Genomic DNA, 20,456 nt, shown 5'->3' on the forward strand with positions numbered 1-20,456 from the left:
AACAGTCTAGGCCGGGCCCCCGACACCGGCGATCCCGTCCTCGGCCCCGTCCCCGGCCTCGCGCTCGACCCCGTCCGCCGCGCCGTGCTCGACCAGTGAACGCGCGCGGACGGCGAGGTCGGTGTGATCGGCGAACACCCCGTCCACCCCCGTCCGGACGACCGACGTGAACCACCGCTCCCAGTCCCCGTGCCCGGCGACCTCGCCGCCCCGGCGGAGCGGTGCCGGCAGGAACCGGTTCTCGGGGCGGAGCGTCCACGTGAAGACGTCGAGCCCGGCCGCGTGCGCGCGGTCGACCACGTCCGACCGGACGGGCCGCGGATCGTCCACCCGGACCGGATCGGTCGCCGCCATCACGGTGCTCACGGCCAGGCTGATCCCGTCGAACTCCTCGGCGAGCGCCGCGAGCGCCGCGTCGGTGCGCTCGGTGGCGTAGCTCGGGGCGGCGGACCCGTGTGCGGCGACCTCGTCCGCGGCGCTGCCCCGGGCCTCCTGGAGGTAGACGAGCCGACCACCGGCACCCCGCTCGCGGAGGTCGCGGAGCACGCCCTTCTCGAAGCACTCGAACGTGAGCCGCTCGTCGCCGCGCCAGCCGGCGTTCGCCACGGCGGCGTCGACGAGCGCCCCCATCGGGTACCCGGAGCTGTCGAAGTAGGTCGCGTGCTTGACCTCGGCGACCAGGCCGACCGGGCGGGGAGCGGCGTCGAGGATCGCGAGCAGGTCCTCGAGCCGCAGGATCGGGTCCTCGCCGTCGTGGGCCGCGGATCGTGGACGGAGCTCCGGCAGTCGCTCGCGGGTGCGGAGCGTGCGGAGCTCGTCCCACGTGAAGTCCTCGGTGAACCAGCCCGTCAGCTGCTGGCCGTCGATGCGCTTGGTGGTGCGTCGGTCCTGGAACTCGGTGTGCTGGGCGACGTCGGTCGTGCCGGAGATCTCGTTCTCGTGCCGGAGCACGAGGACGCCGTCCTTCGTCGGGACCAGGTCCGGTTCGATCGCGTCGGCACCCAGGTCGATCGCGAGTTCGTACGCACTGCGCGAGTGCTCGGGGCGGTACCCGGAGGCACCTCGGTGGGCGATCACCAGGGTCATGCGGCCGACCCTACTGGGGTGCGGTGTCGTGCCGGCCGCACGAGGCCCGGACGACCAGCTCCGGAGGGAACTCGTCGTGGGTCGGTGCGGTGCCGTCGAGCACACGGCGGACCGCCGCTTCCGCCATGGACTCGATCGGCTGCCGGACGGTCGTCAGCGGTGGCCAGGTGTACTCGGCTTCCCACGAGCCGTCGAAGGCCGCCACGGCGACGTCCTCGGGGACGCGGACGCCGCGCTCGTGGAACGCCCGGAGCAGGCCGACCGCGGTGCGGTCGGAAGCGGCGAACACCGCGTCCGGCAGGCTCCGCGGGGCGATGCCGTCGCGCGCGTCGCGTTCGTCGCGCTCGTCGCGCTCGACGCGCGCGACGTGTTCGTCGCGCTCGTCGGCGATCTGCAGGCCCGCCACGTAGCCGCCTTCCCGGGTGTAGCCGCCGTCGTACACCCGGCCTGGAGGCACGTCCCGGCCTTCGCACGCATCTCGCCATCCACGGTGGCGTGGTTCTGTCACATCGGGCTGGCCGACGAAGGCGACCCTGGTCCGGCCGTGGTCGAGCAGGTGCCGCGTCGCCCGTTCCGCCCCGGCGCGGAGGTCGGTGCCGACGCTCGCGACGCCCGGCCGTGCTGCCGAGACGTTGAGGTCCACCCACGGCAGGCCGACCGGGTCGATCGCTGCCCCGTCGACCCCGCCGCTCGAGAGCACGAGCACCCCGTCCACCATCCGCGCGGCGAACTCCTCGAACCGGGCGCGGATCCGCTCGGGCTCGAAGCTCGTCGCCGTCGAGTAGAGGGCGTAGCCGCGCCGCCGCGCCGCCGACTCGATCTCCGCTGCGTACTCCGCGAAGAACGGGTTGGCGAACACCGGGTCCTCCCGGTCGGGAACGGCGAGCACGAGGGTGCGTGCCGACCCCGACCGGAGTGCCCGTGCGGCCTGGTTCGGGCGGTAGCCGAGTTCGGCAACGGCTGCCAGGACCCGCCGCCTGGTCTCCGGGGCGACGGGGGCGCCGCCGTTCAGTGCGTAGCTGACGACCGCGTCGGACACCCCGGCGAGCCGAGCGACGTCGCGCCGTGTGGGCTTGCGTGCTCGCTCGCCCGTCGGTCCGTCGTGCGCCGCCCCGTTCGGACGCTCTCCCGTCGGGCCGTCGTGCGCCCCCTCGTTCGGACGCTCTCCCGTCGGGCCATCGTCCGGCCCCTCGTTCGGACGCCCTCCCGTCGGGCCGTCGTCCGGACCCTCGTTCGGACGTGCGCTTGCTCGGTCGGTCACCGGTCGATCATGACACCCGGTCGGCGACGGGCAGGCGTTCGCCGACGGCCACGGGCGCGTCGCCCTGGTCGGGGATCGACAGGCGCTCCCCGTCGCGACGCGCGGATTCGAACGCGACGAGGCCCGGCAGCGTGTACCGGGCGGCCTGCCAGGCGTTGACCGGGGGCAGCACGCCGTCGTTCACCGCGGTGACGAAGTCGTCGACGAGCAGGTGGTGCGACCCCTCGTGCCCGTTCGGCGCGAAGTCGAACTCGGCCGGGAGCCGGTCCGTCAAGGAGTCGTGCACCGGCGCGTGCCCGGACACGAAGGAGCTGCGGAGCGCCGGCGAGACGTCGGCGAGGCGCGGGTCGTCCTCGTCCATGGTCGGCCGCGTGGCGATCTGGTCGGAGACGTCCGTGACACCGTCCCGGTCCTGCCAGACGGACGTGGTGACGAGCTGCTCGAAGCTGCCGTCGGTGCCGAACCAGCGGAAGCGACTCTCGCGGATGTAGGACGGGAACCCGACGCGACGGAACTCGTTGATGCGCATGGAACCGCCGCCGTCGAGCTCGAACAGCGCCGTCATGTTCGAGTAGTCGTTGTCGAACATGCTGACGTCGGTGTCGAACACCCCGTCACCGCGGTCGTCGTGGACGCCGATGCAGCTGACGCTCGTCGCGTGCCGCGGGACAGCACCGAGGACGCCACCGATCGCGTGCGTCGGGTACCACATCGGCGGGTAGCTCGCGGTGGCCTTCCAGTCGTCACCGCCGCTGTACTTGTACGCGTCGTAGAAGCCGAGGTCCATGTCGTGGACGTAGTCGCCCTCGGCGTAGAAGACCCGACCGAAGGCACCCTGCTCGGCCTTCTGCCGCGCGAAGACCGTCGCCGGGTTGTACTGGCTGGTCTCGCCCATCATGTAGGTGAGGCCCGTCTCCTGCACCGCCGCGATGATCGCCTCGATCTCGGTGAGGGCGACGGCCATCGGGACCGCCGAGTACACGTGCTTGCCCGCGCGCAGTGCCTGCAGCACGAGCGGCCCGTGGGTCCAGCGCTGGGTGAAGATCGCGACGGCGTCGACGTCCGGGCTGGCGAGCATGGCGTCGAAGCTCGGGAACGTCCCGGCGAGGGACAGTTCCTGCACGAGCTGGTCCGCGCGCTCGGGGATGACGTCCGTGGCGTACACGGCGGAGATGCCGGGGTGCTTGTCGAACAGGGTCGCGAAGTGGCTGGCGAACTGGCCGGCTCCGACCATGCCGAGGATGAACGTCATGCTGGCTCCTTCTGCCGTGGTGCGTCGTTGCTGTCCCATTGTGGTGACGCGGGTTTACTCGTGTCAACCCTGCGCCTGGGATGTGGACGCGTGTGTGTCCGGCGGCACATGTGGAGGACCGGGCGGCCCGTGTCCCAGGTCTCCCGGCGACGATCCCGTCATGGCCGACCGATCCCTGTCCACCGCCGTCGAGTACCGCATCGAGCGCACTGCTCGCCGGGTCCTCGACGCCGGTCGACAGCCACGCAGTCCGGTGCGTGTGTTCCTGACCGAGTTCCTCGTGTTCGGGGCGAAGCAGGCGTGGGCGTGCACGTTCGGCGCCGCACTCCTCGTCGTCATCGCCACCGCGCGCATCGCGTGGCCCGACGACGCACCGTTCGCGCGGAACGACGCCCTGACGATCGCGGCCGTCCTGATCCAGCTCGGGATGCTGGCATTCGGGCTCGAGACCGTCCGGGAGCTCCGCGTCGTGCTCCTCTTCCACGTGGTCGGCACCGTGATGGAGGTCTTCAAGACCGATGTCGGGTCGTGGTCCTACGACGGCGGCGGGGTGCTCCACATCGCCGGGGTGCCGCTCTTCTCCGGGTTCATGTACGGCGCCGTCGGCTCGTACATGGTCCGCGTGTACCGCCTGTTCGACCTGCGTTTCGAGCGGTACCCGCGGCAGTGGTGGACGGTCGTCGTCGCCTGCGGGATCTACCTGAACTTCTTCACGCACCACTTCGTGTGGGACGCGAGGTACCTGCTGCTCGGCGCCGTCGCGCTCCTCTTCGCCCGGACGACACTGCACGCCCGGGTGCACCGTGCCACGCTGCGCATGCCGATGCTGGTGGCGATGGCCCTCGTCGCGGTCTTCATCTGGATCGCCGAGAACGTCGCGACGTGGGCGGGTGCCTGGACCTACCCGGCCCAGCAGGCGGCATGGCACCCGGTCGCTCCGACGAAGATCGTGGCCTGGCTGCTCCTGATGACGATCTCGGTCGCACTCGTCACGTGGCTCCATCCTCCCCTGGCCCCCGGCGCGCCCTCGGCGAACTCCCGACGCCCGTCGATCCGCCGCGCAGCGGGTGCCCGTAGAGTGCAGAGACCGGTGGCGACACCGGCGTCCGCTCGCCGCGAATCCTCAGCCTTTCGGCGCGACGCACACCTAGGCTGAGAGGACGCGAAGGAACGGTCCACGTTCCCGCTCGACGACCCGAATCCAGAGGAATCACGAGGACACCATGGCTTTCAAGCCCGGTTTCGACCAGTCCCCCGCCTTCAACGACGCGGGCCGGAACGCTTGGGGCGCCGGCGCCAACTCGCAGCAGCGGTCCGGATGGGGCCAGACCCCGCAGCAGTCAGCGGGCATGACGCCCGAGCAGCTGCAGCACATGTACGACCGTCCGTCGGCGAACACCGTCGACACGGACCGCATGTCGTACGAAGACACCATCATCAAGACGCTCATGGCGTTCGGCGTGCTGGTCGTCGGTGCCGTGGCCGGCTGGAACCTCCCCCCGATCGTCTGGATCGCCGGCGCGCTCATCGGTTTCGTGCTGGCGCTCGTGAACACCTTCAAGAAGAAGCCGTCCGCAGGTCTCGTGCTGGCGTACGCCTTCTTCGAAGGGCTCTTCGTCGGCGGGATCTCCGGGTACTACAACAGCGCGTTCGAAGGCATCGTCACGCAGGCGGTGTTCGGCACCCTCGGCGTCTTCTTCGTGACGCTCCTGCTGTTCACCTCGGGCAAGGTCCGCGCGACCCCGAAGGCGACCAAGTTCTTCCTCGTCGCGATCGTCGGGTACATGGCGTTCTCGCTCGTGAACCTCATCCTGATGTGGACCGGCGTCACGAACACCGCGTTCGGGCTCCTCGGCTACGAGGTCTTCGGCATCCCGCTCGGCGTCGTGATCGGCATCTTCGTGGTCATCATGGCCGCGTACTCACTCATCCTCGACTTCGACCAGATCAAGACGGGTGTCCAGCGCGGCGCCCCGCGCATCTACGGGTGGACGGCGGCGTTCGGGCTCATCGTGACGCTCGTCTGGCTCTACCTGGAGATCCTGCGCATCCTCGCCATCATCGCGAGCAGCCAGCGCAACTAGCACGCGCAGCACCCGCACGAACGCGAAGGGCCCCGGCGAGTACGCCGGGGCCCTTCGTCATGCCCGGGCCCCGGAGGCGCCCGGAGCGCCACTCCACGTCTTCCCGAGGTTCCGCGACTCGCCGCTTCCGGGCGCCGCGGTTCCACGAGTCGCGCGTGTGGCGCGTCGAGATGCCGCAATTACGGCACCCCGAGCCGCCCGCCGCCCCCCCACACGCGAGAGGGCCCGCCGAGCGATGCTCGACGGGCCCCCGGGAGCGTCAGACGCTCACTCCCACTCGATCGTCCCCGGCGGCTTCGACGTGACGTCGAGCACGACGCGGTTGACGTCCGCGACCTCGTTCGTGATGCGGTTCGAGATCTTCGCGAGCACGTCGTACGGCAGACGCGTCCAGTCCGCGGTCATGGCGTCCTCGGACGAGACCGGACGGAGCACGATGGGGTGCCCGTAGGTGCGGCCGTCGCCCTGGACGCCCACGGAACGGACATCGGCGAGCAGGACGACCGGGCACTGCCAGATCTCCTGGTCGAGGCCCGCGGCGGTGAGTTCCTCACGGACGATCTTGTCGGCCTCACGCAGGAGTGACAGCCGCTCGGCAGTGACCTCACCCACGATGCGGATCCCGAGGCCCGGGCCGGGGAACGGCTGGCGTCCGACGATGACCTCGGGCAGCCCGAGCTCGCGGCCGACCGCGCGGACCTCGTCCTTGAACAGGGTGCGGAGCGGCTCGACGAGCTCGAACGTCATGTCCTCGGGGAGGCCGCCGACGTTGTGGTGCGACTTGATGTTCGCCGTGCCGGCACCACCGCCGGACTCGACGACGTCGGGGTAGAGCGTGCCCTGCACGAGGAACTTGACCTCGGAGTCGGAGTCGTCGGACGCGCGGGCCTCGAGGACGAGTGCCTCGGCCGCGGCTTCGAACGTGCGGATGAACTCGCGCCCGATGATCTTGCGCTTCTGCTCGGGGTCGCTCACGCCGGCGAGGGCGTCGAGGAACTGCTGCTCGGCGTCGACCGTGACGAGGCGCACACCGGTCGAGGCGACGTAGTCCTCTTCGACCTGCTTGCGCTCGTCAGCGCGGAGGAGCCCGTGGTCCACGAAGACACACGTGAGCTGGTCACCGACGGCCTTGTGCACGATCGCCGCGGCGACGGCGGAGTCGACACCGCCCGAGAGCCCGGCGATCACGCGGGAGGAACCGACCTGGGCCTGGATCCGGGCGACCTGCTCCTCGATCACGTTCGCCGAGTTCCAGTCGCCGGGGAGTCCGGCGGCACGGTGCAGGAAGTTCTCGAGCACGGCCTGGCCGAACGCGGAGTGCTTGACCTCGGGGTGCCACTGCACGCCGTAGAGCTTGCGCTCGTCGGAGGCGAAGGCGGCGACGGGGGTCGACGAGCTGGACGCCAGGACCTCGAAGCCCGCCGGGGCTTCCGACACGGAGTCGCCGTGCGACATCCACGTGGTCTGGGACGCCGGCTGTCCGCCGAGCAGGACACTGTCGGTCCCCGTGACGGAGACGTCGGTCGCGCCGTACTCGCGGAGCCCGGTGTTCGCGACGGTGCCGCCGAGTGCGGTGGCCATGGCCTGGAAGCCGTAGCAGATGCCGAGCACGGGCACGCCGAGCTCGAGGATCTCGCCGTCGAGGGACGGGGCGCCCTGCTCGTAGACCGACGACGGACCACCGGACAGCACGATGGCTGCCGGGTCCTTCGCGCGGATCTCCTCGGCGGAGATCGAGTGCGGGACGATCTCGCTGTAGACGTTCGCCTCACGCACGCGGCGAGCGATGAGCTGCGCGTACTGTGCTCCGAAGTCGACGACCAGGACGGGGCGCTGTTCGGTCTCGCTCACCGAGCGGCCTCCTTCTCACGCGCCTGTTGCGCGGTCAGCTCGTGGTAGGTGTCCATGGCGATCTTCTGCATGCGGTGCTCGACCACGAACGACATGAACGGGATGATGCCGCCGAGGGCGATGAGCAGGAAGCGGATGGGCTTCCAGCGCATGATGCTCCACAGGCGGAAGTCGGTGAACAGGTACAGCACGTACAGCCAGCCGTGGGCGATGAGGATGCCGATCGACAGGTTGAACGTGCCCGGGTCCTTGCCCGCCGTGCCCTCGGGCACGAAGAACGCGCCCGCGCCGAGCTGCATCTCGAGGTGCAGCGGCGTGTACTTGATGACCATCTCGATCACCAGGGCGAGCAGCAGCACACCGGTGATGTACGCCGAGACGCGGTACCACTTCACCGCCCCCGGGATCTTCGGGATGTCGCGGGTTCGGACGGTCAGAGCCATATCGGCCATCCTACCGTCGTGTGAGGAGGACCTCTTCGTCCTCGTTCTCGCGCTCCCAGGCGTCCTTCACGAAGCGCCACCACAGGAACACGGCGAACCCGGCGAAGACGACCCACTCGACCGCGTAGAAGAGGTTGAGCCAGTCGAACTGGACGTCCCTGGTGGGGGCGCGGTCGGCCACGGTGCCGAGGTCGGCGGCCGACGCGGTGGTGCCGTCGGCGACGACGTACCCGCCGTACATCCGGTCGTCGAAGGCCTTCCACGTGTTCACGAAACGGGCGGGCGCGACGGCCGAGTACTCGCTCTTCTGGAAGGCGTCCTGGTCCGGTGACTCCGACGGGTAGTACCGGCCCTGCACCGTGACGGTCGCGCCGTCCGCCAGTCGGTCACCGCCGGCGACGGCGGCCGAGCGCTGGTCGGACCACCCGATGACGACCGGGAGGCTCGCTCCGGTGACCGTGTCGACCATGTGTCCCACGGTCTGGTAGCGGCCGCCGCCGCTGCGGCCGGTCAGGACGGTCGTGTCACCTGCCACGAAGCGGCCGGTGACACTCACCTTCTGGCCGGCGAGGCTGTCGCCGACGCCCCGCTCGGGCTTCGAGACGTCCGACAGCACGTGTCGGGTCTCGGTGGTGGCCGGCAGTGGCTTGCCGTTCTCGATGCTCCGCTCGAGCTGCCACTTGCCGAGGAAGGCGAACACCGCAGCGAGGACCAGCGCCAGCAACAGCAGCGCGATCCACCTCGGTCGTCGGGCAACGGCCCACATGCGTTTCAGTACTCCGGATCGCGTTGGCGTGCCGGGCGTTCGGGGCGCTCGGCGGGGATCTCGACCGACGACGTCCCCGTGCTCACCGTCTCCGGCTCGGGCGTGGGAGTCGTCTCCGGTTCCTCATTCTCCCGCTCGTCCCTGCCAGCAGCCTCCACGAGGGCGATCTCCTCGGCGAACCGGGCGTCCCGTTCGGCCTTCCGCGCTGCCGCCGCCTCGGCGGCGGCGCGCTCCCGGCCGCGCAGCTTGCGCACCCGTGCCGGGCGCAGCACGAGGCGGCCGATCCGGTCCGAGTTCGACGCGAGCACGGGGCCGAGAACCGCCATGATCAGGACGTAGAGGCCCGCGAACGCGGTGATCCGAGCCTCCAGGCCGGCGGCAGCCGAGAGCGTCGCGAGGATCAGCGCGAACTCGCCACGGTTCACCAGGATGACGGCGGTGTTGATGCCCTGCTGGGCGTTGAAGCCGTTCATCCGGGCGACCAGCTGACCTGCGACGGCGTTCAGCACCACGGTCATGCCGATGGCCGCGAGGACGGGCCAGACGACCTCACCGAAGGTGGAGATGTCGAGCCCGAGGCCGAAGTTGACGAAGAAGAACGCCGCGAAGACGTCACGCATCGGGAGCGCGAGCTGCTCGATCCGGTCGCGGTACCGCGTGGCGCCGCAGAGGAGGCCGATGACGAAGGCGCCGATCGCGTCGGTCACGCCGAGCAGGTCGCCGATGCCACCGAACATCACCGCGAGGCCGAAGAACAGGATGGTGAAGAGCTCGTCGTCCCGGGTCGCGAAGATCCGCGAGACCTGTTTCCCGCCCCACCGCGCCAGGCTGAACATCACGATGAGGAAGCCGAACGCGAGCGCGAGCTTGCCGATCACGCCCCAGATGTTCGTGTCGCCGGACAGCACGACGGAGACGATCGCCAGGTAGATGGCGATGAAGACGTCCTCGATCACGGTGACGCCGAGGATCATCGGGGTCTCGTCGTTGGCGAGCCGGCGGAGCTCGATGAGGAGCTTCGTCACGATCGCACTCGACGACGTCGCGGTCATGCCCGCGATCACGAGCGCTTCGCGGGTGCCCCAGCCGAGTGAGAAGCCGAACGCGAACCCGGCGGCCATGTTGATCGCGACGTACGTGCCCCCGGAGACCAGGAGCTTGCCGGCGTTGCCGTAGAACTCCTCTTGGTCGAACTCCAGTCCGAGGTTGAAGAGCAGCAGGATCAACCCGAAGGTCGCGATCAGCTCGATCGTGTGGGACTCGACGCTCAGCCCGATCCAGGGCGTGTGCGGGCTCGCGATGAGCCCCACGATCATGTAGATCGGGATGGCGGGCAGGCCGATGAGCTTGCCGAGTCGTCCGAGGACGTAGGCGATGAGGAACAGGCCGCCGATGGTCAGCAGCTCACCACCGAGGTCCAAGCGCGTTACCTTCCGGGCGGGGCCGAGGCCTCAGCCGCCGCCGCGAGCTCACCGCTGCGGTAGAACGAGAAGGCCTTCGCGACCTTCTCGGGGGAGCCGGCCACGACGATGGTGTCGCCGGGGAAGACGACGAAGTCCGGTGAGGGCGCCGGGTTGGCACTGTCACCGCGGACGACGGCCACGACGGTCAGGCCGATGAAGCCGGAGTCGTGCAGGTCGCCGAGGGGCTTGCCCGCGATGGCGTCGTCGTAGTCGACGGAGAACCAGTCGATGGAGAGGCCGGGGATCTCGTCGAGCTTGTCGAGGCCCTCGGTGATGCGGGTGCCGCCGAGCAGCTCTGCGAGGGTGTGCGCTTCGTCCTCACTGAGGCGCAGCGACACCTTCTCGGACTTGTCCGCGCCGTCCGAGACGTCGGCGAACGAGATGAGGTCGGAGTGCCCCGACCGGTGCGTGATGACACCACACTTGCCACCGTCGTCGGTGTAGAAGCTGTGCAACACGCCGACTCCGGGGAGTTTGACGCGATGAACGTCGACCATGATGGCTCCCTTTTCGAGTACGCCAATGGTAACCACTGGCGGACCCGCTCCATTCCGGTCTACTCGGGTTCGGTGGTCTTCTCGCCGATGACCTGTTCATCGGATGCCTTGGCGCCGTCGGTGGTGCCCGATCCGGCGCCGGGGACCTTGACGTCGTCCTCCTCGAAGCCGAACGCGATGTCGGGTGCCTCCAGGCGAACGCGGTCCGCGGACTCGTCGTCGGGCTCCAGCTGCGACGCACGCTCGGCCGCGACGCGCTTGAGGTAGTTCGACACCTCGGCCTCGGTCTGCTCCTGGTCCCACCCGAGGACGTCGGCCATGAGCTTCGCTGCGACGGGGGCCGCCGACTCGCCGCGGTCCCAGGCCTCGATCGAGATGCGCGTGCGGCGGGCGAGGACGTCCTCCAGGTGCAGGGCACCCTCGTGCGATGCCGCGTACACGACCTCGGCGCCGATGTAGTCGTCCGCGCCGGGCAGGGCCTCGGCCAGCGCCGGGTCCTCCTTCACGAGCTGGAGCACCTCGGTCGTCAGCGTGCCGTACCGGTTCAGGAGGTGCTCGATCCGCACCTTGTGCACGCCGAAGGCCCGCGCGGTGCGGCCGCGCTTGTTCCAGGCGGCCGGGTAGCCCTCGGCGCCGAGCAGCGGGATGTCCTCGGTGGTCGAGCCCGGGATCTTGCCGTCCATCGCGGCGACGGCCTCGTCGATGGCGTCCTTGCCCATCACGCGGTACGTCGTCCACTTGCCGCCCGCGACGACGACCAGCCCGGGGGCGGTGTGCGCGACGACGTGTTCGCGGCTGAGCTTCGACGTCTGGTCGGACTCGCCGGCCAGCAGCGGCCGGAGTCCGGCGTAGACGCCCTCGACGTCCTCGCGGGTGAGCGGGACGCGGAGCACCTTGTTGACGTGCTCGAGGATGTAGTCGATGTCGGCAGCGGTCGCCGCCGGGTGCGCCTTGTCGAGGTACCAGTCGGTGTCGGTCGTGCCGACGAGCCAGTGCCGTCCCCACGGGATGACGAACAGCACGCTCTTCTCGGTGCGGAGGATCATGCCCATGTTCGACTGGAAGCGGTCGCGCGGGATGACCAGGTGCACGCCCTTGGACGCGCGGACCTTGAACTGCCCCCGGGTGCCGACCATCGCCTGGGTGTCGTCGGTCCACACACCGGTCGCGTTGACGACCTGCTTGGCGCGGATGTCGAACTTCTCGCCCGTCTGGATGTCGTGGGCGTGGGCCCCGACGACCCGCTCCCCGACCTTGATGAAGCCCTCGATGCGGACGCGCGCGGCAGCGTGTGCGCCGTACGACGCCGCCGTGCGGACCAGCGAGGACACGTAGCGCGCGTCGTCGACCTGCGCGTCGTAGTAGGTCATGCCGCCGACGAAGGCGTCCTTCTTGAGGGACGGCATCGAGCGGAGGACCTGCGTGCGACTGAGGTGCCGGTGGTGCGGCACTCCGGGCGGGCGGCCACCTGACCAGCTGAAGGCGTCGTACATCGCCATGCCGATCCCGATGTAGAACCGCTCCCACACGCGGTGGTTGAGCGGGTAGAGGAACCGGACGGGCTTCACCAGGTGCGGGGCGATGCGCTGCAGGAGCAGGCCGCGCTCGATGAGGGCCTCGCGGACGAGGGCGAAGTTGAGCTGCTCGAGGTACCGGATGCCGCCGTGCACGAGCTTCGACGACCGGCTCGAGGTCCCGGATCCCCAGTCCCGCGCCTCGACGATGCCGACGCTGAGGCCACGGGTCACCGCGTCGAGGGCACTGCCGCCGCCGACGATCCCGCCGCCGACGACCAGGACGTCGAGCTCCTTGGTCTTCAGCGCCTCGATCGCCGCCGCGCGTTCGTCGGGGCCGAGCTTCGCTCCGGGGTCGAACCCCGCCGTTCCGAACGCTCCGGTGGGTGCCTTCTTGCCCGAGACCGTCGCTGCCATGGTCGCCTCCGCGCTGCCGAGCACGTCATGCGTGCTTGTCGTCGAGCGCCGTGGCGTCACCCGCGCTGTACGGGTGCCACCGTCACTGCTGGTGGTACGGCGCCACGACCACTTCTACTCGCTGGAACTCCTTGGCGTCGGAGTATCCGGTGGTGGCCATCGACCGGCGGAGCGCGCCGACGATGTTCGCGCGGCCGTCCCACGTGGGGGTCGGGCCGTTCAGGACGTTCTCGAGCGGAGCGATCGTGCCGACCTCGACCCGACGGCCACGGGGCAGCTCCGGGTGGTGCGCCTCGGCACCCCAGTGGAAGCCGCCGCCGGGCGCTTCGGTCGCACGGGCGAGGGCGGTGCCGAGCATGACCGCGTCGGCGCCCATCGCGATCGCCTTGACGACGTCGCCGGCGGTGTCGAGACCGCCGTCCGCGATGACGTGCACGTACCGGCCGCCGGACTCGTCCATGTAGTCGCGGCGGGCACCGGCGATGTCGGCCACCGCGGTCGCCATCGGGGCGTGGATGCCGAGTGCGGCACGCGTGGTCGAAGCAGCGCCGCCACCGAACCCGACGAGGACACCGGCCGCACCGGTGCGCATCAGGTGCAGCGCCGCGGTGTAGGTCGAGGCGCCGCCGACGATCACCGGGACGTCGAGCTCGTAGATGAACTTCTTGAGGTTGAGCGGCTCGGTGCTCTGCGAGACGTGCTCGGCGGAGACCGTGGTGCCGCGGATGACGAAGAGGTCGACACCGGCGTCGACGACGGTCTGGGAGAACTCCTGCGTGCGCTGCGGGCTGAGGGACCCGGCGACGGGGACCCCGGCGGCACGGATCTCGGCGAGGCGCGCGGTGATCAGCTCGGCCTTGACGGGCTCGGCGTAGATCTCCTGCATGCGCTTCGTGACGTTGCCGTCAGTGAGCGCGCGGATCTCGGCGTAGTAGGGCTCCGGGTCCTCGTAGCGGGTCCAGAGGCCCTCGAGGTCGAGCACGCCGAGGATGCCGAGCCGGCCCATCTGGATGACCGTGGCGGGCGAGGACACCGAGTCCATCGGCGCCGCGAGGATCGGTGCCTCGAACGTGAAGGCGTCGATCGACCACTGGACGTTCACGTCACGCGGGTCACGGGTGCGCCGCGAGGGAACCACCGCGATGTCGTCGAACGCGTACGCCCGTCGTCCGCGCTTGCCTGCACCGATCTCGACTTCACTCACCCGGCAAGCCTACCGGGCGGGGTTCTCGCGCCGCACGGTCCAGCCGGACTGGTGACGGTCAGCGGGCGCGGCGTCGACGCAGCACGCGGAGCGTCAGCCCGAGGCCGAGCGCCAGGACGACGAGCACGACGAGCAGCGCGGCAGCGACCTTGACCAGGAGCGCGGCGCCGACGAAGAGCACAGCGAACACGATCCAGACCAGGACGTCCATCGCGATGTCCGACACTCTGTGCACGGCGGGAACCTACCAGTGCGACGCCGCTCAGCGCGCGAGACACCGCTCGGCTCCCGAGACGCCGCCGGATTCCGCGGCGCCTCGGGTGGACAGGGGCGCCTCGCGCACGTGGCGGCGCGTGGGAGAGGGGCCGTGCGGCGCTGACGCGTCTTCGCACGACCCCTCTCGGTGCCGGTACCACCCCCACAGTGGCACCGGCGGTCGACCCCGCTCAGCGAGCGGCGTCGACGTCCTTGGCGAGCGTCCCGAGGTAGAGCTCGATGACCTTGGGGTCGTCGGCGAGCTCGCGTCCGGTGCCCGAGTAGGCGTTCCTGCCCTGGTCCAGCACGTACCCACGATCGCAGATCTGCAGACAGCGTCGCGCGTTCTGCTCGACCATGATGATCGACACACCGGCCTTGTTGATCCGGCGTGTGCGGATGAAGGTCTCGTCCTGGCGCACCGGGGACAGCCCCGCGCTCGGCTCGTCGAGCAGCAGCACCTTCGGGTCCATCATCAGTGCGCGCGCCATCGCCACCGACTGCCGTTCACCACCGGAGAGCGAACCGGCACGCTGCCCCTTGCGCTGTCCGAGCACCGGGAAGAGGTCGTAGATGACCTCGAGGCGCTCGGCGAACTTCCCGGGCCGCAGGTACAGCCCCATCTGCAGGTTCTCCTCGATGGAGAGCGAGGGGAACACGTTGTTCGTCTGCGGCACGAAGCCGACGCCCGCCTGCACGAGCTTGTTCGCCTTCATGTTGGTGATGTCCTCGCCCTGCAGGGTGACCGAGCCCTCACGCACGGAGACCAGGCCGAACAGTGCCTTGAGGAGCGTGGACTTGCCGGCGCCGTTCGGGCCGATGATGCCGATCAGCTCGCCGGGGTAGCACTCCAGGTCGCAGCCGTTGAGGATGTTCACCCCGGGCAGGTACCCAGCGACCAGACCACTGGCGCGCATCACCGGTTCCAGCGTGGCCGTGGCGGTCCCGCCGGTGGGCGCTCCGACCGGCTTGGAGGCTGGGCTCGGCTCGAGCGGGTTCGTTGCGTCGGTCATCGGGTCGCCTTCCCGTCGTCGGCGGCGGTGTCCGCCGCGCTGTCTTCCGCCTGGTCTTCCTCAGCGACCTCTTCGGCGAGTTCCTCGTAGGTCTCCTCGGTGAGGAGCGAGTCGTCACCGAGGTCGGTGTCGTGGTGTGCACCGAGGTACGCGTCGATGACCGCCTGGTCGTCCATCACGGTGCCGGCCGGGCCCTCCGCGACGACGCGCCCTTCCGCCATGACGACGACCCAGTCCGAGATGTGCCGGACCATGTGCATGTCGTGCTCCACGAAGAGCACGGTCATGCCGTCGTCGCGCAGGGACTGGATGTGGCCGAGGAGCGACTGGGTCAGCGCGGGGTTCACGCCGGCCATCGGCTCGTCGAGCATGATCATCGTCGGGTCGGACATCAGCGCCCGTGCCATCTCGAGGAGCTTCCGCTGGCCGCCCGAGAGCGAACCGGCGTAGTCGTCCTTCTTCTCGAGCAGCTTGAAGCGGGCGAGCAGGTCCTCGGCCTTGGCGGTGATCTCCCGCTCGCGCTTCGACCACACCGGCTTGATCAGCGCGGCGAAGAAGTTCTCGCCGGGCTGGTCCTTCGCGCCGAGCAGCATGTTCTGCATCACGGTGAGGCGGGACAGCGCCTTGGTGAGCTGGAACGTGCGCACCATGCCGGCGCGGGCGACCTTCGCCGCTCCGGTGTTGCCGAGCGTCTTCCCGTTGAAGACCCAGCGGGCTTCCTTGCCGCTCGACGGCTTGTCGAAGCCGGTGAGCAGGTTGAAGAACGTGGTCTTGCCGGCACCGTTCGGGCCGATCAGGGCGGTGATCGAGCCCCGCTGGACCTCGAGGTGGTCCACGTCCACCGCCGTCATGCCGCCGAAGCGACGGGTGATTGCGTCGACCGTGAGGATCGGGTCCGGCTTCGCGGAGCCCGGGGTGTGCGCGACCGTGGTCGTCGATGGTTCAGACACTGAACGTCAGCTCCTTCTTGTTCCCGAGGAGACCCTGTGGGCGGAAGACGATGAGCAGCATGAGCGCGACGCCGACGAGCACGTAGGAGAACTGCTCGGCCTGCTGCGAGTTCATGATGGAGTCGGGGATGAAGTCCCCGGCGAGGGTGCGGATGAAGAGCCGCAGGACGAAGAACAGGATCGATCCGAGCACCGGCCCGAACACGGTCGCAGCGCCGCCGAGGATGAGCGCCGTCCAGATGAAGAACGTCATCGAGCGGCCCATCGCGTCCGGTTGCACCGAACTCGGCAGGACGTAGATGATGCCGGCCAGGGCTCCGAGCGCACCGCCGAACACGAGCGCCTGCATCTTGTACGAGTACACGCTCTTGCCGAGGGAGCGGACCGCGTCCTCGTCCTCGCGGATGGCCTTCACGACGCGGCCCCACGGGCTGCGCATCAGCAGGAACAGCACGAAGGTGAACAGGGCCACGAGCCCCCAACCGACGATGCGGATCCACCAGCCGTTGACGCCGTTGTTCGAGTACGTGAACCACAGGATGGTCGTCGTGCCGTCCGGCAGGAAGCTCAGCGCGTTGAAGGAGTCGCGGTAGCTCGACCCGGTGATGCCGTTCGATCCGCCGGTGGTCGTGGTCAGGAGACTCGACCTGCCGACCATGCGGATGATCTCCGCGCCGGAGATCGTCACGATCGCCAGGTAGTCACCGCGGAGCCGCAGCGTCGGGATGCCGAGGATGATCGCGAACACGATCGCGACGAGCAGCGCGACCAGGACGGCCATCCCGAGGGGCAGCCCGTTCGTGATCGAGATCGCGAAGCCGTAGGCGCCGAGCAGCAGGAACGCCGCCTGGCCCATGTTCACCAGTCCGGTGAGCCCGAAGTGCACGTTCAGCCCGATCGCGGCGAGCGCGAACGCCGCCGTGGTGGGCGCGAGGGCCTCCTGCGTCAGCGCGCTGAGGAGGTTGACGATGTAGTCCATGACTGCCCCTTAGCCGATCCGCTCGGCACGGCCGAAGATGCCCTGCGGCCGGAACAGCAGGATGAGGATGAGGATGACGAGTGCGGTGGCGTACTTGAAGTCGCCCGGCAGCACCAGGTTCGTGAGCTCGACGACGACGCCGATGATCATCGATCCGACCAGTGCGCCGTACGCGGTGCCGAGACCACCGAGGGTCACGGCCGCGAACATGAGCAGGAGCAGCTGCAGACCGGTCTGCCAGTTCACGCCGTTGAGCACGAGCCCGAGCATCACGCCCGAGAGCCCGGCCAGGCCGGCGGCGAGCGTCCACACGAACCGGATCACCCGGTCGACGTCGATGCCGGACGCCGACGCGAGTGCCGGGTTGTCCGAGACCGCTCGGGTCGCCCGGCCGAACCGGGTCTTGGCGAGGAAGAGCCCGGTGGCGATCAGGACGACGAGCGCGATGCCCATCGCCACGTAGGACTGCACCGTCAGCGTGACCCCGGCGAACGTGACCGTCGACGGGTTGCTCTGCTGGATGCGGACCGTCGACGCACCGAAGAAGTACTGGAACGCGTACTGCGCCGCGATCGACAGGCCGATGGTCACGATCATGAGCTGCGTGAGACTGATCCGACGGCGCCGCAGCGGTTTCCAGATGACCATGTCCTGGAAGTAGCCGCTCGCCGCACAGAGGACCACCACGACCACGCCCGCGAGCCAGATGTTCCAGCCGAGCTGGTTCGCGAAGACGTACGCGAGGAGGCCGCCGAGCGTGACCTGCTCACCGTGGGAGAAGCTCGACAGGCCCGTGGTGCCGTAGATCAACGACAGCCCGATCGACGCGAGGGCGATGAGCAGGCCGAGCCGGATCCCGGACACGAACTGCTGCCAGGCCCGTGCGGCGGTGACGCTCGTCGTGGCGTCGCTCGTCGTCGCGCCCTGCTGGTCGGACAGCTGGAAGATCTGGCCGGCGTTGGCGTTGAGGTTCGCCTGCACCGTGCGCTTCGCGTCGGCCGCGTTCGTCAGGTACTGGCCCTTCGGCAGGGTGTCCTGGTCCACGGTCACCGTGTACTGACCGGAGGCCGGGACGCTCACCGACCACCGGCCGGTGTCGGTCGTGGTCGACGTCGCCGTGAAGCCCGACGGGCCCGCGACGTCGACGTCGACGCCCGGAGCCGGCTTGCGCTCCGAGTCGAGGATCGTGCCCTGGATGCAGCCGTTCGTCGTGCTGACGGTGCAGGGCTGGGTGCTGGACGGCGCGGTGCTCGCGCTCGCGCTGGCGGTCGCCGTCGCGCTGGTGGTCGCTCCCTGGGCCGGGAGCGTCACCGCCCAGTCGATCAGGAAGGTCGCCAGGAACGCCGCGACGAGCACGACGACGAGCACCAGTCGGCGACGGCCTGGCGCACCGGGGCGGAATCGGCGCAGCAGCGCCGACCCCGCAGGAGTGATGGATCCCACGGAAGAGCCTCTCGTTCGGATGACGAGGAACCTATGGTGATTTTGTGTCACCCGTGTTTCCAAAAGATTCCCTGTGGAATTCGTGGCGTAACTGTGACGCTGTGGAGGAACCGTGCGTTGCGGAGGCGACCCCGGCCTCCCGGCCGGATCCGGAGCCCGTCCCCACCGGGCGCAGGCCGGAATGCGCGACCCGCCGCGCGCGTTAGCATGGTCTATCCGGAACCCGACGCTGCGTCCGGTGTCTCGACCGCTTCACCTCGCCCACGAAGGGGACCCATGGACCAGCCGGATCCGTTCGGATTCATCGGACTCACGTACGACGACGTCATGCTCCTGCCGGGGTACACCGACGTCATCCCGAGCGAGGCGTCGACGACGTCCCGGCTCACCAAGCGGATCACGGTCAACGTCCCGCTGCTCTCCGCGGCGATGGACACCGTCACCGAAGCCCGCATGGCGATCGCGATGGCGCGCCAGGGCGGCATCGGCATCCTGCACCGCAACATGTCCATCGCGGACCAGGCCGCAGCGGTCGACAAGGTCAAGCGCTCCGAGTCGGGCATGATCACGAACCCGGTGACCACCAACCCGGACGCCACCGTGGCCGAGGTCGACGCGCTCTGCGGACAGTTCCGCGTCTCCGGCCTGCCCGTGGTCGAGGGTGACGGCACGCTCGTCGGCATCATCACCAACCGCGACATGCGGTTCGTGGCGCCGTTCGAGCAGCAGACCACGTTCGTCCGCGACGTCATGACGAAGGCGCCGCTGATCACCGCGCCCGTCGGCATCGACCCGGACGACGCCGTCGCGATCTTCGCCGAGCACAAGATCGAGAAGCTGCCCCTCGTCGACGCGGACGGCAAGCTCCGCGGGCTCATCACCGTCAAGGACTTCGACAAGAGCGAGAAGTACCCGGACGCCACCAAGGACGACGCCGGACGCCTGCGCGTCGGTGCGGCGATCGGGTTCTTCGGTGACGCGTGGCAGCGTGCGACGGCCCTGCTCGAAGCGGGCGTCGACGTGCTCGTCGTGGACACCGCGAACGGCCACAGCGCCGGCGTGCTCGACATGGTCCGCCGTCTGAAGGCCGACCCGGCGTTCGACGGTGTCGACGTCATCGGCGGCCAGGCAGCCACCCGCGAAGGCGCCCAGGCGCTCATCGACGCCGGCGTGGACGCGGTCAAGGTCGGGGTCGGCCCCGGTTCGATCTGCACCACCCGCGTCGTCGCCGGTGTCGGCGTGCCGCAGGTCACCGCTGTCTACGAGGCCTCGCTCGCGGCGCGCGAAGCCGGCGTGCCGGTCATCGCCGACGGCGGCCTGCAGTACTCGGGCGACATCGCGAAGGCCCTCGTGGCCGGTGCCGACACCGTGATGCTCGGCTCGCTGCTCGCCGGCACCGACGAGTCCCCGGGTGACCTGGTCTTCGTCAACGGCAAGCAGTTCAAGGCGTACCGCGGGATGGGCTCCCTCGGCGCGCTGCAGACCCGTGGCAAGAAGACCTCGTACTCGAAGGACCGCTACTTCCAGGCGGACGTCCCCTCGGACGACAAGCTCGTCCCGGAGGGCATCGAGGGCCAGGTCCCGTACCGCGGCTCCGTCGCGAACGTCGTGTACCAGCTCGTCGGTGGGCTGCGGCAGTCGATGTTCTACGTCGGCGGTCGGACGATCCCGGAGCTCAAGGCGCGCGGCAAGTTCGTCCGGATCACCCCGGCGGGGTTGAAGGAGTCGCACCCGCACGACGTGCAGATGGTCGTCGAGGCGCCGAACTACAGCCGGTAGTCGGGCTGGCTGCTTGGCTGGCTGGCGGCCTGATCCGGCTGACTGACGGCTTGTTGGCGGCCTGATCCGGTCGAGACGCCCCTGTCCCCTCGAGACACCGCCGAATTCGGCGGCGTCTCGGGCGGACGGGGGCGTTTCGCGTTCCCAGGGGCGCCAGCCGGGTCCTCCACAGGGAGGCAGCGCGGCGGCGTTCTCCACG

Annotated in this window: 18 protein-coding genes; 3 read left to right on the forward strand and 15 right to left on the reverse strand. The window is 69.6% G+C overall.

Features of this window, described 5'->3' with window-relative positions; translation table 11 throughout:
- Positions 1–6 precede the first annotated feature (6 nt).
- Genes ACIPJY_RS10105 through ACIPJY_RS10115 form a run of 3 tightly spaced genes read right to left on the reverse strand, consistent with a single transcriptional unit; the run spans position 7 to position 3,599 of the window.
- Positions 7–1,086 (reverse strand): glycerophosphodiester phosphodiesterase family protein, encoded by a 1,080-nt coding sequence (locus ACIPJY_RS10105; protein WP_400465105.1) that lies wholly within the window; start codon positions 1,084–1,086, stop codon positions 7–9.
- A 10-nt stretch (positions 1,087–1,096) separates the two neighbouring features.
- Positions 1,097–2,347: a LacI family DNA-binding transcriptional regulator gene (locus ACIPJY_RS10110; RefSeq protein ID WP_400465102.1), complete on the reverse strand. Its 1,251-nt coding sequence runs from the start codon at positions 2,345–2,347 to the stop codon at positions 1,097–1,099.
- Between the two features lie 7 nt (positions 2,348–2,354).
- A complete protein-coding gene (locus ACIPJY_RS10115) occupies positions 2,355–3,599 on the reverse strand; it encodes a Gfo/Idh/MocA family protein (RefSeq protein ID WP_400465100.1) in 1,245 nt (414 codons plus the stop codon).
- Positions 3,600–3,759: 160 nt separating this feature from the next.
- On the opposite strand from ACIPJY_RS10115, the gene ACIPJY_RS10120 reads away from it, so the two are divergent.
- Positions 3,760–4,755 (forward strand): DUF817 domain-containing protein, encoded by a 996-nt coding sequence (locus ACIPJY_RS10120; RefSeq protein WP_400465097.1) that lies wholly within the window; start codon positions 3,760–3,762, stop codon positions 4,753–4,755.
- Between the two features lie 67 nt (positions 4,756–4,822).
- Entirely contained in the window at positions 4,823–5,683 is an 861-nt protein-coding gene (locus tag ACIPJY_RS10125) for a Bax inhibitor-1/YccA family protein (protein ID WP_400465094.1), read from the forward strand.
- A 267-nt stretch (positions 5,684–5,950) separates the two neighbouring features.
- Here the strand turns inward: ACIPJY_RS10125 and guaA are convergent, their stop codons facing one another.
- The 12 genes from guaA to ACIPJY_RS10185 form a co-directional block, all read right to left on the reverse strand.
- Positions 5,951–7,534, reverse strand: coding sequence for a glutamine-hydrolyzing GMP synthase (gene guaA, locus ACIPJY_RS10130; protein ID WP_400465091.1), 1,584 nt, complete (start codon positions 7,532–7,534; stop codon positions 5,951–5,953).
- Positions 7,531–7,977 carry a DUF3817 domain-containing protein gene (locus tag ACIPJY_RS10135; RefSeq protein WP_400465088.1) on the reverse strand — a complete coding sequence of 149 codons (447 nt, stop codon included), beginning with the start codon at positions 7,975–7,977 and terminating at the stop codon, positions 7,531–7,533. Before ACIPJY_RS10135 ends, guaA begins: the two co-directional genes overlap by 4 nt.
- A gap of 10 nt (positions 7,978–7,987) precedes the next feature.
- Positions 7,988–8,743, reverse strand: coding sequence for an SURF1 family cytochrome oxidase biogenesis protein (locus ACIPJY_RS10140; RefSeq protein WP_400468176.1), 756 nt, complete (start codon positions 8,741–8,743; stop codon positions 7,988–7,990).
- A 5-nt stretch (positions 8,744–8,748) separates the two neighbouring features.
- Positions 8,749–10,164, reverse strand: coding sequence for a cation:proton antiporter (locus tag ACIPJY_RS10145; RefSeq protein WP_400465082.1), 1,416 nt, complete (start codon positions 10,162–10,164; stop codon positions 8,749–8,751).
- Positions 10,165–10,169: 5 nt separating this feature from the next.
- Entirely contained in the window at positions 10,170–10,703 is a 534-nt protein-coding gene (locus tag ACIPJY_RS10150) for a cation:proton antiporter regulatory subunit (protein WP_400465080.1), read from the reverse strand.
- Between the two features lie 59 nt (positions 10,704–10,762).
- The gene (locus ACIPJY_RS10155; RefSeq protein WP_400465077.1) at positions 10,763–12,634 is read right to left on the reverse strand and encodes a glycerol-3-phosphate dehydrogenase/oxidase; all 1,872 of its coding nucleotides are present in this window, start codon (positions 12,632–12,634) and stop codon (positions 10,763–10,765) included.
- A gap of 82 nt (positions 12,635–12,716) precedes the next feature.
- Positions 12,717–13,838 carry a GuaB3 family IMP dehydrogenase-related protein gene (locus ACIPJY_RS10160; protein ID WP_123654776.1) on the reverse strand — a complete coding sequence of 374 codons (1,122 nt, stop codon included), beginning with the start codon at positions 13,836–13,838 and terminating at the stop codon, positions 12,717–12,719.
- A gap of 58 nt (positions 13,839–13,896) precedes the next feature.
- A complete protein-coding gene (locus ACIPJY_RS10165) occupies positions 13,897–14,073 on the reverse strand; it encodes a hypothetical protein (protein WP_400465074.1) in 177 nt (58 codons plus the stop codon).
- 211 nt (positions 14,074–14,284) lie between these two features.
- A complete protein-coding gene (locus ACIPJY_RS10170) occupies positions 14,285–15,106 on the reverse strand; it encodes an ABC transporter ATP-binding protein (RefSeq protein WP_400465072.1) in 822 nt (273 codons plus the stop codon).
- Positions 15,103–16,056 (reverse strand): ABC transporter ATP-binding protein, encoded by a 954-nt coding sequence (locus tag ACIPJY_RS10175; protein ID WP_400465069.1) that lies wholly within the window; start codon positions 16,054–16,056, stop codon positions 15,103–15,105. Before ACIPJY_RS10175 ends, ACIPJY_RS10170 begins: the two co-directional genes overlap by 4 nt.
- Positions 16,049–17,035 (reverse strand): branched-chain amino acid ABC transporter permease, encoded by a 987-nt coding sequence (locus tag ACIPJY_RS10180; RefSeq protein ID WP_400465066.1) that lies wholly within the window; start codon positions 17,033–17,035, stop codon positions 16,049–16,051. Before ACIPJY_RS10180 ends, ACIPJY_RS10175 begins: the two co-directional genes overlap by 8 nt.
- A 9-nt stretch (positions 17,036–17,044) precedes the next feature.
- Positions 17,045–18,478, reverse strand: a complete 1,434-nt coding sequence (locus ACIPJY_RS10185) for a branched-chain amino acid ABC transporter permease (RefSeq protein ID WP_400465064.1) — start codon at positions 18,476–18,478, stop codon at positions 17,045–17,047.
- A gap of 276 nt (positions 18,479–18,754) precedes the next feature.
- Between ACIPJY_RS10185 and guaB the strand changes: the two genes are divergently transcribed.
- Positions 18,755–20,257: an IMP dehydrogenase gene (gene guaB / locus ACIPJY_RS10190; protein WP_400465061.1), complete on the forward strand. Its 1,503-nt coding sequence runs from the start codon at positions 18,755–18,757 to the stop codon at positions 20,255–20,257.
- Positions 20,258–20,456: the final 199 nt, after the last annotated feature.

Source organism: Curtobacterium sp. NPDC090223 (assembly GCF_044746585.1).
Lineage (GTDB): Bacteria > Actinomycetota > Actinomycetes > Actinomycetales > Microbacteriaceae > Curtobacterium.